The organism is Paramuribaculum intestinale, assembly GCF_030759015.1.
Classification (GTDB): domain Bacteria; phylum Bacteroidota; class Bacteroidia; order Bacteroidales; family Muribaculaceae; genus Paramuribaculum; species Paramuribaculum intestinale.
This window is the reverse complement of record NZ_CP098825.1, coordinates 2609257-2624535: the sequence shown is the minus strand read 5'-3', so window position 1 is coordinate 2624535 and position 15279 is coordinate 2609257. Positions and strand designations below refer to the sequence as shown.

The 15279-nt window shown below is 52.6% G+C and carries 15 protein-coding genes and 1 tRNA gene; 5 read left to right on the top strand and 11 right to left on the bottom strand.

Annotated elements, in window-relative coordinates; translation table 11 throughout:
• Window positions 1-8 precede the first annotated feature (8 nt).
• Complete coding sequence (pckA, locus tag NF347_RS11805; protein WP_107035320.1) at window positions 9-1613, bottom strand: phosphoenolpyruvate carboxykinase (ATP); 1605 nt, start codon at window positions 1611-1613, stop codon at window positions 9-11.
• A 300-nt stretch (window positions 1614-1913) separates the two neighbouring features.
• Between pckA and NF347_RS11800 the strand changes: the two genes are divergently transcribed.
• The 5 genes from NF347_RS11800 (at window position 1914) to NF347_RS11780 (ending at window position 4904) form a co-directional block, all read left to right on the top strand.
• The gene (locus NF347_RS11800) at window positions 1914-2279 is read left to right on the top strand and encodes a CidA/LrgA family protein (RefSeq protein WP_107681878.1); all 366 of its coding nucleotides are present in this window, start codon (window positions 1914-1916) and stop codon (window positions 2277-2279) included.
• On the top strand, window positions 2260-2955 hold the full coding sequence (locus NF347_RS11795) for an LrgB family protein (protein ID WP_107681877.1): 696 nt from the start codon (window positions 2260-2262) through the stop codon (window positions 2953-2955). Before NF347_RS11800 ends, NF347_RS11795 begins: the two co-directional genes overlap by 20 nt.
• Window positions 2956-3435: 480 nt before the next feature.
• On the top strand, window positions 3436-3648 hold the full coding sequence (locus tag NF347_RS11790) for an XRE family transcriptional regulator (protein ID WP_202613068.1): 213 nt from the start codon (window positions 3436-3438) through the stop codon (window positions 3646-3648).
• Window positions 3649-3992: 344 nt separating this feature from the next.
• Window positions 3993-4559 (top strand): cob(I)yrinic acid a,c-diamide adenosyltransferase, encoded by a 567-nt coding sequence (locus NF347_RS11785; protein WP_107035316.1) that lies wholly within the window; start codon window positions 3993-3995, stop codon window positions 4557-4559.
• A 260-nt stretch (window positions 4560-4819) separates the two neighbouring features.
• A tRNA-Ser gene (locus tag NF347_RS11780) sits at window positions 4820-4904 on the top strand.
• A gap of 144 nt (window positions 4905-5048) precedes the next feature.
• Here the strand turns inward: NF347_RS11780 and NF347_RS11775 are convergent.
• From NF347_RS11775 to NF347_RS11730, 10 genes are all read right to left on the bottom strand, one after another.
• Window positions 5049-5669: a hypothetical protein gene (locus tag NF347_RS11775; protein WP_107035315.1), complete on the bottom strand. Its 621-nt coding sequence runs from the start codon at window positions 5667-5669 to the stop codon at window positions 5049-5051.
• The gene (locus tag NF347_RS11770) at window positions 5666-6238 is read right to left on the bottom strand and encodes a glycoside hydrolase family 108 protein (RefSeq protein WP_107035314.1); all 573 of its coding nucleotides are present in this window, start codon (window positions 6236-6238) and stop codon (window positions 5666-5668) included. The genes NF347_RS11775 and NF347_RS11770 overlap by 4 nt, the downstream gene beginning before the upstream one ends.
• 16 nt (window positions 6239-6254) lie before the next feature.
• Window positions 6255-6860 (bottom strand): RNA-binding protein, encoded by a 606-nt coding sequence (locus NF347_RS11765; protein WP_107035313.1) that lies wholly within the window; start codon window positions 6858-6860, stop codon window positions 6255-6257.
• A gap of 15 nt (window positions 6861-6875) precedes the next feature.
• Window positions 6876-7292 (bottom strand): hypothetical protein, encoded by a 417-nt coding sequence (locus NF347_RS11760; protein ID WP_133165579.1) that lies wholly within the window; start codon window positions 7290-7292, stop codon window positions 6876-6878.
• On the bottom strand, window positions 7270-8319 hold the full coding sequence (locus NF347_RS11755) for a reverse transcriptase domain-containing protein (RefSeq protein WP_306254268.1): 1050 nt from the start codon (window positions 8317-8319) through the stop codon (window positions 7270-7272). Before NF347_RS11755 ends, NF347_RS11760 begins: the two co-directional genes overlap by 23 nt.
• 227 nt (window positions 8320-8546) lie before the next feature.
• Window positions 8547-8900, bottom strand: coding sequence for a hypothetical protein (locus NF347_RS11750; RefSeq protein ID WP_107681811.1), 354 nt, complete (start codon window positions 8898-8900; stop codon window positions 8547-8549).
• 96 nt (window positions 8901-8996) lie between these two features.
• Entirely contained in the window at window positions 8997-10328 is a 1332-nt protein-coding gene (locus NF347_RS11745) for a hypothetical protein (protein ID WP_107681810.1), read from the bottom strand.
• Window positions 10329-10342: 14 nt separating this feature from the next.
• Window positions 10343-10603, bottom strand: coding sequence for a hypothetical protein (locus tag NF347_RS11740; RefSeq protein ID WP_107681809.1), 261 nt, complete (start codon window positions 10601-10603; stop codon window positions 10343-10345).
• 143 nt (window positions 10604-10746) lie between these two features.
• Window positions 10747-14076: a phage tail protein gene (locus tag NF347_RS11735; protein ID WP_306254266.1), complete on the bottom strand. Its 3330-nt coding sequence runs from the start codon at window positions 14074-14076 to the stop codon at window positions 10747-10749.
• Window positions 14061-15278: a LamG-like jellyroll fold domain-containing protein gene (locus NF347_RS11730; protein WP_107681966.1), complete on the bottom strand. Its 1218-nt coding sequence runs from the start codon at window positions 15276-15278 to the stop codon at window positions 14061-14063. Before NF347_RS11730 ends, NF347_RS11735 begins: the two co-directional genes overlap by 16 nt.
• Window position 15279 lies beyond the last annotated feature (1 nt).

Here is a 15279-nt window from a genome sequence, read left to right as displayed (position 1 = left end):
GCAGTTGTTTAGAGCTGCGGGCCGGCTGTTACGAGAGCCTTGCCGGCGGGGTTGTTCTCATACTTCTTGAAGTTCTTGATGAAGCGTGCTGCGAGATCCTGAGCCTTTACATCCCATTCTTCGGGGTTGGTGTAGGTGTCGCGCGGGTCGAGGATCTTGGGATCAACTCCGGGCAGTTCGGTGGGAACCTCGAAGTTGAAGATCGGGAGCTTCTTGGTGGGAGCATTCAGGATAGCGCCGTCAAGGATCGCGTCGATGATGCCGCGGGTGTCCTTGATGGAGATACGTTTGCCTGTGCCGTTCCAGCCGGTGTTGACCAGATAAGCCTTGGCGCCGCTCTGCTGCATGCGCTTAACGAGCTCTTCGGCATACTTGGTGGGGTGGAGTTCGAGGAACGCCTGTCCGAAGCAAGCCGAGAAGGTCGGGGTGGGCTCGGTGATGCCGCGTTCGGTGCCTGCGAGCTTGGCGGTGAAGCCGGAGAGGAAGTAGTACTTCGTCTGCTCGGGGGTCAGGATCGATACGGGGGGCAGCACTCCGAATGCGTCGGCCGAAAGGAAGATTACGTTCTTGGCGGCCGGGCCTGCGCTGATGGGCTCAACGATGCTCTCGATGTGGTTGATGGGGTAGGACACACGGGTGTTCTCGGTGACGCTCTTGTCCTTGAAGTCGATCTTGCCGTTGTTGTCTACGGTCACGTTCTCAAGCAGTGCGTCGCGTCTGATGGCGTTGAAGATGTCGGGCTCCGACTCCTTGTCGAGGTTGATCACCTTGGCGTAGCAGCCGCCCTCGAAGTTGAACACGCCGTTGTCGTCCCAGCCGTGCTCGTCGTCGCCGATGAGCAGACGCTTCGGGTCGGTCGAGAGAGTGGTCTTGCCGGTTCCCGAGAGGCCGAAGAAGATGGCTGTGTTCTGACCCTGCTTGTCGGTGTTGGCCGAGCAGTGCATCGAGGCGATGCCCTGCTGGGGCAGGTAGTAGTTCATCATCGAGAACATGCCTTTCTTCATCTCGCCGCCATACCAGGTGTTGATGATCACCTGCTCGCGCGAAGTGGTGTTGAACACGACAGCGGTTTCGCTGTTCAGGCCGAGTTCCTTGAAGTTGGTCACCTTGGCCTTCGATGCGTTGAACACTACGAAGTCGGGCTTGAAGTTGGCAAGTTCCTCAGCAGAGGGCTGGATGAACATATTGGTCACGAAGTGAGCCTGCCATGCCACTTCAACGATGAAGCGCACAGCCATGCGGGTGTCGTGGTTGGCGCCGCAGAAGCAGTCTACCACGTAGAGTTTCTTGTCGCTGAGTTCGTTGACGGCGATCTGCTTGATCTCCTTCCATGCAGCTTCGGTGACAGGCTTGTTGTCGTTGGGGTATTCCTCGGTTGTCCACCATACCTTGTCCTTGGAGTTGTCGTCAAGTACGATGAACTTGTCTTTGGGCGAGCGGCCGGTATATACACCGGTCATCACGTTGACGGCGCCGAGTTCGGTCACTGTGCCTTTCTCAAAGCCTTCCAGCGAGGGATCGGTTTCGTCTTTGAAGAGCTGCTCGTAGGAGGGATTGTGGATTATCTCCTTGACATTCTTGATGCCATACTGCGATAAGTCGATTGTGCTCATGTCTTAAAAACTTGAAATATAAGTAATTGAGTTGATTGTTCTAATCGGTTGGCAGGCTGTTGGCCGCCGGTACGGTCGACTTTGCCTTGTTTACCGTCTGCAAAGTTAGCTTTTTTTTCGATGCGTGGGAGTATGCATTAAGGAAAAATTTCCATATTAATTATTTTTAAGTTTAGTTGGGTAGGATTGGAGTAATATTGTTAATTTTGCCGCCGTATTTGCGCTGCGGCGCATTGCGTCGTGTGCAGGTCGTTATTGCGGCCTGATATTGACATCCCGACAACCGTCATTGTACTTATTATGGTAATACTTCAACTTGCCGTTTTGTTCACGTTTCTCGCTGCAGGCGAGCTTGTGGTGTGGCTCACCGGGGTGCCGGTGCCCTCGAGCATCATAGGTATGCTGCTGCTCACTCTGGCTCTTAAGCTGCGCATAGTCAGGCTGCGTCATGTAGAGGGTGTGGCCGACTTTCTGGTATCCAATCTCGGCTTCTTCTTCGTGCCGGCGGGTGTGGCTCTCATGGGCTGCTTCGATCTGGTCGAGGGGCAGTGGGGAGCCGTCATAGCCGCTTCGGCTGTCAGCACGGTGATAGTCATAGCCGTCACCGGGCTTATTCATCAGTTTTCACGCAAAATCATGCCTCACAATGGAGTTTCTCGAAAATAACTACTTTCTGCTGGCTCTCACCTTCGTGGTGTATATCGGAGCGCGTATCCTGTTCAAGCGCACCGGGCTGGCCATACTCAATCCCATACTGGTGTCGGTGGCGGTGCTGATACTATTTCTGGTGCTGACAGGAGTGCCCTACGAAACCTATACCCAGGGCGGAGGCATGGTGGAGTTCTGGCTCAAGCCGGCAGTGGTGGCGCTTGGGGTGCCGCTCTACAAGCAGCTGTCGACAATCCGCAAGCAGATCCTGCCTATCATTGCCGCCGAACTGGCCGGATGTGTGGCCGGAGTCGTATCGGTGGTACTGCTTGCCCAGGCCATGGGAGCCTCACGCGAAGTGGTGCTCTCGCTGGCGTCGAAGTCGGTCACCACCCCCATAGCCATGGAGGTGACGGCCGCAGTGGGCGGACTGCCGCCGCTGACCGCCGCAGTGGTGGTGTGCGTTGGAATTTTCGGCGGCATGACCGGATTCCGTGTGATGAAAATGACTCGCGTGAAAAGTCCGATGGCGCGGGGGCTGGCCATGGGAACGGCCGCACACGCTCTCGGCACCACGGCAGCCATAGAACATGGCGGCAGCCGATATGGCGCGTGGGCCTCGCTCGGACTTACGCTCAACGGGCTTTTCACCGCCTTGCTCACTCCGACGCTCCTGGCCGTGATGGGTTATTGAGCCGATGGCTGAGATTGCGGAGTCTTTGACGATTTCTGATTTCTTTACAGAAGTGTAATCAAATGGTATTCAGAAATCGAAAAACTGCAATATAATGTTTGTGAAATCATTGACGGTGCAAAAAAAATATTGTAATTTTGCGCAAACAGGAAGGATAAGCATCAGCTTGGATTTGCTCCGTCGCGCAGGTTTCTGTCTGCATGTCCGACCATGGTTTAGATAGTCCGTCGGAATAGAGATTCCCTCAAAACGGATCGTTTGTTAATAAGATTATATGAGCAGACCGCTCTTATTCCCTGAGTCTGGAAACCGCCATACAACACATGTCCTCTGGAATAAAGCTACTCTATCCGGCCGTCATTGGGTCGGAACCGGTGGCCTTATTGTAGGAGGACAAGGCGCTTGGCGGTGCCTAAGGCAGACAATAAGAACATCCGGTTCCGCCCATTTTTTTATTCTCCACACCATTTTCTTTTTCTTATGAGCCAAATTTTTATCGGCAAGCTTATTGAGGAGGAGCTCCGCAGCCAGGACCGATCGGTCGTCTGGTTCGCCAACAAGCTGAGCTGCAACCGCACGAATGTCTACAAGATATTCCATCGCGCAAGCATCGATACAGAGCTTCTGCTGCGTATCAGCAATGTGCTGAAACGCAACTTCTTCGATGTATATACCGATCGCCTTTCGGTCTGACAGCCACGCCGTGCGGACACACCGCCGGCTCCATTTCCCGCATCGCCGAAACGTCACTCCGATTTTATCCTCAATAACGCCTGAAAAACTGGATACCGGCGCCATTGCTAAGCTTCCTCCCCCCCCCCGCCAGAGCTTCCATGACTCTGCCGACACTTCATCCCCTTGTCACCGTTGACTGCCTCGACCGCCCATATCACGGCCAAGCATCCTTTCTCCGCACCTTTGCCGATGCCACTCCATAGCATCGGCCGCACGATGCTGTTAAACTATCGCCTCCGGCCGACGGTTGTATCATTAGATGCAAATCGCTAACTTTGCCAAAACTTAAACACGAAAAGCGCATGAAAAAAAGTCAGTTATATACAGCCACCGGCGACCAGGGCACCACATCGCTCATCGGCGGCCAGCGAATCGACAAGTCGGCTCCAAGAATCGAGGCTTACGGAACGATCGACGAGCTCAACTCACACATCGGGCTTCTTGCCGCACACATGACCGCGGATCAGATGCTTGCCCCCCGCTTCCCCATGATCCAGAGCCGGCTATTCGATATAGGGTCATCGCTCGCCACTCCGCCATCGGCCGACACTCCGCCCGCACCGGGAGTTGATGCCGCCGAAATCGCCGACCTCGAAGCATTGATCGATGAAGTCGACGCCGCGCTCCCGCCCTTCCGTTGCTTCGTACTCCCCGGAGGCAGTGTCGCAGCCTCGCAGGCTCATGTAGCGCGTACAGTATGCCGTCGCGCAGAGCGCCGCGTCATAGCCCTCTCGCGGCTCGAACCGGTCGATCCCGCCTGCATAATATACCTCAACCGTCTGAGCGATCTGCTCTTTGCCGTTGCCCGTCGGTGCAACGTGGCTGAAGGATGCCCCGAAGTTATATGGAACCGGAGGCGCGACAGATAGCTCCGCACATCACTTCATGCCACCCCCACATCTCCTCCGGCCGCATCCCGGAGCATTCTGCTGAGGCATGGCTTTTGCCGCCGCACGCTTCTCTGACGCTCGATCCCACGTAGCCCCTCTGCCTATCGCGGGAGAGGCGTGCCACACAACCCGTAAAACCTCAAAAAACCGACTCAATCATTGATGATAATTGATCATAGCGTTGCAAAAAACAAAAATATTGGCTAACTTTGCACACGCAAACCCACAGTATTGCACCTGGAGAGATGGCAGAGTGGTCGATTGCGGCGGTCTTGAAAACCGTTGAGGGTCACACCTCCGGGGGTTCGAATCCCTCTCTCTCCGCTCGTAACGCTGAAAATCAGCGAATTAGCAAATAAGTACCCGAAAAAGTACCCAAAAACGGACTTTTTCGGGTACTTTTCTTTTGTTATGCCCGGAAATAGACAAGCCGGAAGCTGCCCCACGGCTTCCGGCTCGGTTCTTGTGTTAGCTGCCCTTCTTCGCGGCGTTGTGTATTTTAATAATTGTCTTTACGCCGTAAAATAAGGCATAGGCAGAAAAGCCGCCGACAACTATAAGGTAAAGCCAATCCCAAATAGCGAACTTCGGCTTTTCCTCGGTCTTGGTTTCGGTGGCTTCCTGTTGGGCCGCCGAAACGTCGGCTTTTATTGCGGTGTCCTCAGTGGCGGTCGCTTGGGCTGTGGCTTCGGTCGCCCGGCTCTCGTTCTTTTCGCCGTTAATGACTGCCCGGCCCGTAGTGATACTTTTCACGTTGGGGGGCTTCGCCTTCGTGCCGTCCTCAATGGATCCGCCCGGAACTATCGCGTTAAGCCAATCGGGGGCGGTGCTGTCGGAAGGAAGCGTAGGAACTTCGCCGGGGTAAAATTCCACCTTGGCGAAGTCTATAACTACGTTCTTCTTCTCGTCGGTCTGCACGTTGGTAATTATTGCGGTCTGCCCTGTGGCTTCGGTGTGCTGCTGTCCGGCGGTCGTCGCTGTAAGCTGCGCTTCGGCCTGGGTTTTGGTCGCCGTTGTCTTCCGGGTGGTGGAACAGCCGGAAAGGAAGAAGGCGACGGCGGCTATTAGGAAAATGGCTATTCGTGTCATACGTCGGGGAAGGTTACTTTTTTAGCGGGGTTCGTGTTGTGGGTAAGGCTTCCGTACTGAATACGGTTAAGGCGGTTAAGCCAGCCTTTCCTAAACCGCTTTTGTGAAGGGTTGGCGGCTATGATGCCTTCAATGAAGGCGACGCGGGCGGCCTTAATCTTGTCGAACAGGACGCGGGGCGGCTGTGCGTTAAGGGCGGCTAAGGTCTTGTCGCCTACAATGCCGTCCACCGTTACGCCGAGAAGAGCCTGCACCTTGGTTATTCCGTGCTTGCCGGAAGCCCATACCCAATCGACGACAATGTTAGCGACGGACTGCGAAGTAATGCGGTCGGCTTTCCACCGGTTCCAATAGTGGGGACGCATAACACGCTCCACCGCGTCGGTGTCGGTTATCTTCTTGAGGTCGTCTACGTCGATGTCGCCGTCGCCGTCCTTGTCGTAGCCAACTTGTCGCCACGTCGCAATAGTAACGCCTTTGTTGGTCGCTCCGCCCCGGTCTAAGGGGTCGTTTACAAAGCCGCCTTCGTGCGACAAAATGAAGGGGGCTAAAATTGCTAAATTTGCCATGCTGTGTTAATATTGGTTAGTCAATGAAGGCGGGCAGAATGTACTGAATATTCATAGCGGCTTCGTGAAGAATGGCGCGGGCTTCGGCTTCGTCTATCTTCTGCCCGTGGGTAAACTCGCAAAAGATTGAGCCTACCCAATCGTGCGAATTATCGGAAAGTCGCTTTATTATTACCTGCTCCGTGCCACACGACGAAAGTAAAGATTTTGCGTAGCGGTCGGTTACTTGGTTGTCTATGTCAGTTATGAACATAAACAAGTTCTTAGTAAGGTCGGCGCAAAACTTCGCTACGTCGCACATTTTTAGGTTTTGAATACGCGGCTTCATGCTCTCCACTCCTTTGCGTTTGCTTTCAAAGTAGATGCTTACCATGCTTTCGTTGCCTAATGGGTGCGGCTGAACTATATAAACCCGGTCGGCTTTAAGTTCATGAAGTATTTCCCACAATTCGCCGTGGACTAATGCCGAATTGTCGGAACGCCGCTTACGCTTTACTTCGTTGTCGCGCTGCATCTGCTCTACCTTCAAGTCGGTAAGTTTATTTTTTGCGTATTGGTTGTAACTGAACCACGCGGTAATAATCACAGCCAACGCGCTAATTATTTCGGGTAAATACTCCATCGTTGTATAGGTTGGTTAGTACCCGGCCCCGGCGAGGTCTACCTTAACCATCGCCTTAATCTCGGCGACGCGGCGAAGGTGCGCGGTATAGCGTTCTTCGGCTTCCTTGGCTTCGGCTTCCTCTACAAGTCCGGCGCGGGCGGCGTTGTAGTCGTTAATCAGTCCGAACTCTTCCGTTTCCGAAACTTCGGCGCGGATGACGGCGCGGGTTATGTCCTTGTAATTGGGCGTTCCCCATAGCTGCACCGTGTTGCAGTCGTAGGTCGTGCGGGTCTGCGGCGTGGTGTCTGCCACGTCCACGCCTTCGGCGTCGTCTGCGACGGCCTGGGGTTCCACTTCCTCGACGCGCTCCACGATGTTGTAGTTGTAGTAGTACGCGCCGTTACCGAGTGGCTGAATAGCCAACGGTCTAACGTCTGAATTTGATTTCATACGGGCTTATTTTATTAAGTTTGTTAATAAGGTATTGGCTATCGCTGTATTTTAGCCAAGCCCACCACGGCGCAATAGCCTGTAAGAAGTCTTCCCGTGATATAGGGTGCTTGGCTTTCCTCAACTTGGCAATTTTCCGGCAAAGGCTTCGCTTTATTCCCTTCCTTATCCGTGTTTCGTTCAGGTAAAAGACGAAGCCTAAAAAGTCAATGCCCCGGCCGTGCTTGTCGCTGCTGTCTAAGGCTACCGGGAAAATTTGCTTATTCCGCTTTACTTCTATCCGTAGTTTTACGTTGGTGTAGTCTTCGATGTCCGCTAACAAACGGTGCAAAAACTCTTTGTCGTTGGAAAGTATGCCAAAATCGTCGGCGTAATTTATAAGCCACTTAACGCCCTTCTTCTCCTTCAAGTAATGACAAAGGTAAGTTATATAAAGGTTCGATAAGTACGGGCTTATTGGACTACCCAACATAACGCCTTCCTCGCTGTCTATAATGGCGTCCAATACGCGAAGGATCCGTTTGTCCTTTATGCTCCTTCGGACGATGCCTTTTAGAACGTCATGCTTTATTGTCGGGTAGAATTTTCGTATATCAAGTTTAAGACAATACACAGGGCCTCCCTTCCGGGCTTCCTGTATGTAACGGCGCATCTTAAACGCCGCTGGAAGTTGCCCCCGTCCTCTTATGCCGCAGTAACTATCGGAAATAAACACCTTATCCCAAATCGGGCGAAGGGTCAAAAGCATGGCGCGGTGTATTATCTTATCGGGAAATTCGGGAACTATGGTAAGAAGCCGTTCCTTCCCGTCATTGATGGTTACGTTGTAAGTTGGCGACGGTTGGAACTCGTCGCGTTCAAGCAAAGAACAAATTACCCCCGTGTTTTCGGGCTTGTATTTGTCCGACATCCGGGCGGCGCGGTCTATATTCTCCACGCTGCTAAATTCGCCGTATATGTTTCCGCGTCGTTTCACTTCTTTTTGCTTTGCTGATTCTATGGCGTTCTTCGGCGGGTAGCCTACCAAAAGCCGTTAAATAATTACTATTTTTCGCCTTTGCGGGCGGGGTCTTTGCCTTTTTAGTATCGTGTCTTAACCCTGTGGGGCTAAGTGTATCAGTAATTCCGGGAGCCGATGTTCGCATTCGTATTCGTAGCCGCGTTGTTCGTATTCGCGTTCGCAAGCCCGGCATTCGCGCCGTTGTGCGCATTACCGCCGAACAAAACGCCCGAAGGCAAACAACCCAATTCGTTTTATTCAAAGTAGTAGCGCGTTCCCGAAGCCCTCATAGTGACTTTTCGCGGGAAGGCGTTACGCTTCTTAATCTCACGAAGCACATACTTTATTTCGGTGGAATTGGTAAAGAACTTTTCCACTTGCCCCGCCTTGTCGGGGCTGTTGTCCGGGTGCTTTATCTTCACTAAGAAGCGTTCCGCCCCGAACTTGGTCTTAACTCCGTCGATGAAGTCAAGCACGAAGAAGGAAAGGTTAATTAACTTCTGCTGCGTGGTTTCGTGGCAGTTGAAGTGCTTGTCATTCTCGTCCTGTGGAATATTCAGGAAGGCGAGGGTTCCGTCGTCGTGTCCGGGGTTCGTTTGAGTATCCATATTTTTGTTTTTTATTGACCCCAACCGCCGAATAAACGGTACGCGGCGGTTGGGGCGGGTTATTGTGTTTTTGTAGGTCGTGGGGGCGTGGTCGTGCTACGCGGCGGGTATAAAGCAAAGCCGGGAGCCGAGGTTCGCACCCGTATTCGTAGCCGCGTAGGTCGTAATCGCGTGCGCCAGCCCGGCAGCCGCGCCGTCGGCCGCATTACCGCCGAACAAAACGCCCCTCATAGCCACGCCGGAAGCGGGTATAGAAGTATAGAAGTAGTCCGAGAAGTAGGTCGTAGAACCGCCGCCAACCTCTCGCGGCATATTCTCGCCGAACTCTCCGGCAAGTATGGCCTTAACGTAGCCTTCCTTTCGGAGAAGGTCGCCCCGGTACTCGTAGCCGTTATAGCTGCTGTCTTGGAACTGAGCCGGGTCGTTGCAAACGTAGAACTTCGACAGCCCGCCGTCCGCGTCGCTCTGTATCTCACACTTACAGCCGTCCGTCCAGCTCCAAATATGCCCAAAGGGGTTTTCTAACCCTCGGTAACTTGGAACCTGTACGACTAAGGGGGTAGCGTCGTATTCGGTGGGCATTGTGAACTCTACCACGCCCGTAGCGTTGCCGAGGCTGTTGGTATAGCCACACGGCACGAAGGGATAATAGCTGTTAAAGGTGTTCCACTTCGTACTATTAAGCGTTGTTACGCCTGCGCCGAGTCCGCCCTGCTTGTAGCCGTTTGCGTCGGGCTGCGCATTAAATGCCGCTTGACAATTAAGGTTGGCGTATTCAATGACGAACAGCCAATAGGTTGTAAGCTGCGCGGCGTATAGGTCGCAGTTCCACCCTTTGCCGTTAAGCCCGGCTTCGCCACGGTTGCGGGCGTAGTTGCGGAAGTTGGTAAGGGAAATTTGTGTAGCCGGAAGTCCGAGAAGGCTGCGGTATGTTCCATCCCACGCGGTGTTATTGTTTCCACCACGGAAGGCGGCGGTAGCGTTGACGACGGAAGCCAATTTAGGCGTAGCCGTAACGGTGCGGTCTACGGTGGCTTCGTAGGCACTGCGGTACATTAAGGGGATTTCGTGGAAGCCGGGTAACGGGTATTCGGAAATAAGGGCTACTAAGTCCGTGCCGTCGAACTCAAACTTTCGGTAATGGCGGGGAATTTCAACCATTACTTGCCCGTCCGCCCCGGTAAGGTTGGCGGCGGCTCCGTTGTCGCGCTTGGTGCTGTCGGTAGCGTGAAGGTAGTAGGCTACCGTTCCGTTGTCACGAAGCACACAACGGCGCATTTTGGACTGAATAGGCAGCGAAACGTGAAGTTCCGGGCGGCCCACTCTCTCCAACGTGGTAGCGGCTACGGTCGTCTTGATTTTAACGCCGTAGTAATAATCGTAAGGGAAGGCGGGCTTAGTGTTGCCCGCTGCTATGATTAAACCCATATTCGTATGTTGTTTTAATAGCCCCAAAGAAGGGCGGTTTTTTGACTTGTTGATTTTATCTCGCGGACTATTTCGGGGTTCCACCCTGTTTCAAAGCGCGTGGCTATAAACTCGCCTTCGGGCATTCCCCAAAGGTTCACTTCAAGCACTACCGCCGCTTCTCCGTCGTTCTTGACGCAAAAGGGGGTGCCTTTTCGGAAACTGCCGCCGTCGAAGTTGACCGGGCCAATTACCGAAACTTGTACGCTTACTTGGTCGCCGTTCCTGTTTGTCATATAGGGTCGTTTTAAGTTGGTGCAAATTTACTTTATAATCGTATCAATTTAATACGTCGCTAAATATCCGTGAAGTGTTTGTTATCCCGCCCGCCGTGTAGGACGGGGTAACAAAGCACTATATAGCGGCGTGTTTCAGTCGGTTAACTTATATGACTAAGCCAATAAGCGTAATAGTTGCTACTTCCGTCCCAAACTAACATAAATTCGGCGGTGTCGCCCTTAGCCATATTCATTTTACCTGTTTCGTTGCCGCCGTTTTGGTTTAGTCGGTATGGGTAACTATTACTATTCATCGGGTACGTTGTGGCTCCGGCGCTGCTCTTGCCCGTTACGAAGGTATTACGCCCGGTAATGTAGCCTGTCTTTGTGCTTGTGCTATCGACAATAATAGTAAAGCGGACGGCAAAAGGGGTACTACTGCCAATTCCTAACGCGGTGGCTATGGATCCACGCGAAGGGAAGCCAATCCCGGCGTTATCGTAAATGAACTTCGCTTTAATGCGGAACATTGTAGGCGAGGTTAACTCGCCCGGAATATGGCAATTGTTGGTAGATGGTGTTATTGTCGCAAGTCCGTAACTTTCTATATAGCTATCCGAAACTATTGCCCCGGTCGCTTTTATTGCGAGGTTGGTTGTTGCTCCTGTTACGCTAATAAGAAGGCCGTAGTTCGTACCCCATGAGTTTGGCGTTGAATTAGTAAAACGTCCTACGCCTACCATTCCGACGGACGCGGGCAATACGTTGGCACCAATCGAAGCCCAGCAGTAAGTGTTAGCGAATTTTATAAAATCGCCATACAGGGATAGGCCACTCCCCGAAGAAGCCGTACTACTTGAAGCCGTGCCAATTCGTCCGCTTCCAATCTCAAAGCCGCCAATAGTGCCGGAATTGGCGTTAATGGTTCCCGTGATTGTTCCCTTGGTGGCTACAAAACTACCGTCTTGAAGGACGCGGAAGGGAGCGGTAAAGCGATTCGCCTTACTTGCTCCGGCCCAAATCCTCACCTTTCGGGCTTCGGTTTCGTTAGCTGCTTCGTTCTCGCCGCCCGTTATTCCGGCTACAATACTTTGGGAATTTCCGTTAGCAAGCTGCACCGTCCCGGCTGTAATTATACCCCGGTCGATGGTTACTTGGGTATTGTCGTAAAAGGTGGCTTCCGCCCAATCGTTCACGTTAAAGCCGGAAGCGCGGGCGGTAACACAACGGTAGAGGTCTTTCCGGGCTACTCCTGTGCTATCCGTCCACGAGCGTAGCCAAAGGTCGCCTACGTCGTAAGGGCCGTAAGGCTGTGCTACGAATACTTGCCGCTTGCGGTCGGCTGTGTCCTGTACGTCGGCAATGTCATAATAGTTGCCGTCGCTGCCTACGAAGCGAATAACGCCGCCTATCTCGTCGTTATCCAAATCGAAGTAGCACTTACCGCCGCCGCTGCTCTCAATTCGTCCGGTACGAAGGAAACGCCCGTTTATTGTGGAACTGCCGTAAGTAAGGCTTACCAATCGGCCGGGGTTCTTGCCGCCCGCGTCGGTTACGACGCTGTTAAGCACTCCGACGAGGAAGTTATAGTACCCTGCTTCCTGTTCTACGGTTATAGCACTTTCCGAAAGGATAATAGTACCGTCCCCCGCTGCTGTGGAACAACGGGCGTAAATGTAATAGGCTGTTGCGGGTTTAAGGTTGGTATAGGTCGCCGTAGTCAGTACCCACTGCCTAATATTTTCTTCTATGGCGTAATGGGCCAACCGGCCGCCGGAAATGTATAGCGCGTTTGGATCCTTGTTGTAGTTCGGTTGGAAGGTTACGTTTAACAGCGTGAACTGCGTAGACTTCGCGCCAACGCTTAACATCTGCGTTTCAATGGAAAGGGGCTTTATTTTCTCGCTGTAATAGTCGCCTTCCGGGTCGAATACCATGTTTAACAACTCTTGCGTAGCCATCCAACGTCGCCGCGCCCTTGTGGGGTCGGCTAACTTGTTGATGTTTATCACGTCGTTAATGTCGTCTATCTCGTTCAATACGCGGACGGTAGTAGACTTCGTAACGGTGTCGCTCAGGGTTATTTCGTAGGTATGCCGCTTCAATAGGTTGCGTTCTATCCTCACTATGCGGACAGCCTTGTTAATGCCTAATTCTTCGTCCTTGACGTTAATGTAGTCGCCAACGTGGAAAATTTCGGCTTCCACCTCTTGCCCGAAGGTCTTTATAAGGAAGTCTTCGGAAAGGGTAAGTTTATAACTTACTTGGGGCTGTGTCATGGCCGGGAAGTCCTTCTTTGCGGCTTCCGCTAACTTGTTTTCGGCGGCGGTAATATAACTTTCGGGCAGTTGTATCTCGGTAATTATATACTTGTCGCCTTTGGAAATTTGGAACGCGCCGGACGTGGCGGAAGGGAATACCATACCATTTTCGTCCGTGAAGCGGTTAAGTATGAAGGTTCGGGTAGCGTGGTCGTACTTGTGTACATCAAATTCGTAGCCCGCTAACTGCCCGGTTTGGAATTTGATTTTTGCCGCCACTCCGTCCAATAGATAACGGGTACTTCCGTCCGGCTTTTTGGCGTTCAAGTCGAACATAGCGTTATCCCCGGCGGTGGTGTCGGAAAAGGTTATTTCGTCCGGGCCTATGGCTGTAACCTCGCCGACGCGCTCCGGCTTGATGTCGTAAACTTTTTCGTTTTCCTTTACGCCGTATTGGGCTATTGCCTTCGCGTCCTCTAAGAAGGAAGTAAGGCGGTCGGTGTTGGGAAGGCACAGCCGGGTATGGCCGTAGTTTTGTCCGAGGTTATCCTGTCCGCCGTAAACGAAAAGGCGGGTAGTTAGTCCGGCATTGTTCACGTTGGTACGTTTAAGGCTATACAAGCCTTTGCCACGTCCGTAACGAAGCGTAAAGGCGTGGGTAACGCCCGCCTTCTCCTTGATGTTAATCGTGTTGAAGCCGTTGCCGGGTGTTATCTCAAATTCTACGTTCCATTCGCTACAAATGTCTTGAAGCACTTGTAGGCAGTTACGGCTTGACGTGGTTAGGTTCTTGTAGTCGGTCGTTCCTTCTGCCGGGCAGCTCCCTAAACGCCACTTGTTAGGCTGTACGCGGTTGGCGTTCCACACCAATACGCGCAAATGCCCATATAGGTCGCTGTAATAGGTATCGCCGTAAGCGTCCGGCGGTAACTTATATTGCGCGTCTATCAGCCCGTATTGTAGCCCTTCAAAGGTCATGTCGTATTCGTAGCGGCGTAGTCCGTTCTTACCCGGTTCGGGTAATTGGTTAGCCGTATAGGTACGCCCGTAGACTTTTATACGGTCGCCAATATCGACGGGAAGGGGTACGGCTGACGAAACGGTAACCGTAACAACGTCGTCGGAAAGTAAGGCGGTTTTTTGGGTCGCCTTACTGATTCCGCTGACGTTCTTACGGCTGAAAAGCGGGGTTTCGCTTCCGTCGGAATGGGTAATTATAATCTGTTCCATACGATGATGCCGTTGGTAGAAAAGTCGGTTATTTCCTCAATAACCCCGGCAATTACGACGTAGTAAACGCCATTTTCGGCGTAGGTATGCTTCAACGCCTTCGCGCCTGTGAAGTCGCCGTAAACGTCTTCGGTTACGGTGCCGTCGCCCCAATAGACGTTAACAACTTTGTCGGTCTTGAGGGATATGCTTACTTCGCGGCTTGCGTCGTTTATAGGTTGGTGGCGAACTACACGCTTCACGGGGTCGGGTTCCTTTAATTTTAGGCTGAAAGTGCCTATCATCTTGTCGTCGCGCCAACGCTTGTTAAAGGCTATGCCGTCCGGGGCGTAGACTTCGTAAAGTAGCGGCTTTGTCGGGTGGATGCTTATCATAAGCCGCGCCGTTCCGTCCTCGCGTAGAATTTCGAAAAGTCGGTTTACCCTCTCCACGAAGTCAATTTTACCCGAAGCCTTCAACCAACAATTAAGCGTTATTTCGCGTTCCTCGTAACGCTTGTTTGCGAGGTCTACTACTTTGCCGTGGTAGTCGGGCCAATCAACTGAGGCGGCCTGCTTCAACTTCGGAAGGTCGGTTACGCCGTTGGAACTCTCTACCCTTATACCCATTTCGCGGAAGTTTACGCCGTTAAGGTAGTATTCAAGTTGCGAAACGCTGTTAAGGCTTCCGGCTATATCGTCGTCGGATAGGGCTACATTGTAAACCTTCACTTCGTCCAAATCGGCGTAGCCGTATTCCGTTCCATAGACATCTTGAATAATGGCTATTCCTGTAAGCGCGGCGGGTAGCGTAACACTGCTAACGCGCTGCGTGTCTAAGTAAAGGGTTACGGTGTTCCCGGCCTTCTTTATGGTAAGGAAGCCCCAACTATCGGGGTTTACGTCTATCCAAATTTCGCGGCTTCCTTCCAATAGCGCGGTATTACAAAAAAGCCCGATTCGCTTTCCTGTAACTCCGTCGGCGTATTTGTTCGCCTTGACCCACGCTAAAATAGTGAAGTTCCCGGTTAAGGGTATGACGTTAGCCGGAACTTCGGCGTAGCCTTCGCCGGGGAAGCGTAGGCAGTTGCCCCGTTTGCCTACGACAAAGGGACAGCCTACTATTTCCGCGTCGTGGCGGTTGGCGGCGAAGTCATAGGCTACGGTTGAACCGTCCGCTTCGTCGAAGGGAAGGTTAAGTATAAGGTTTTGCTCTAATGCCATG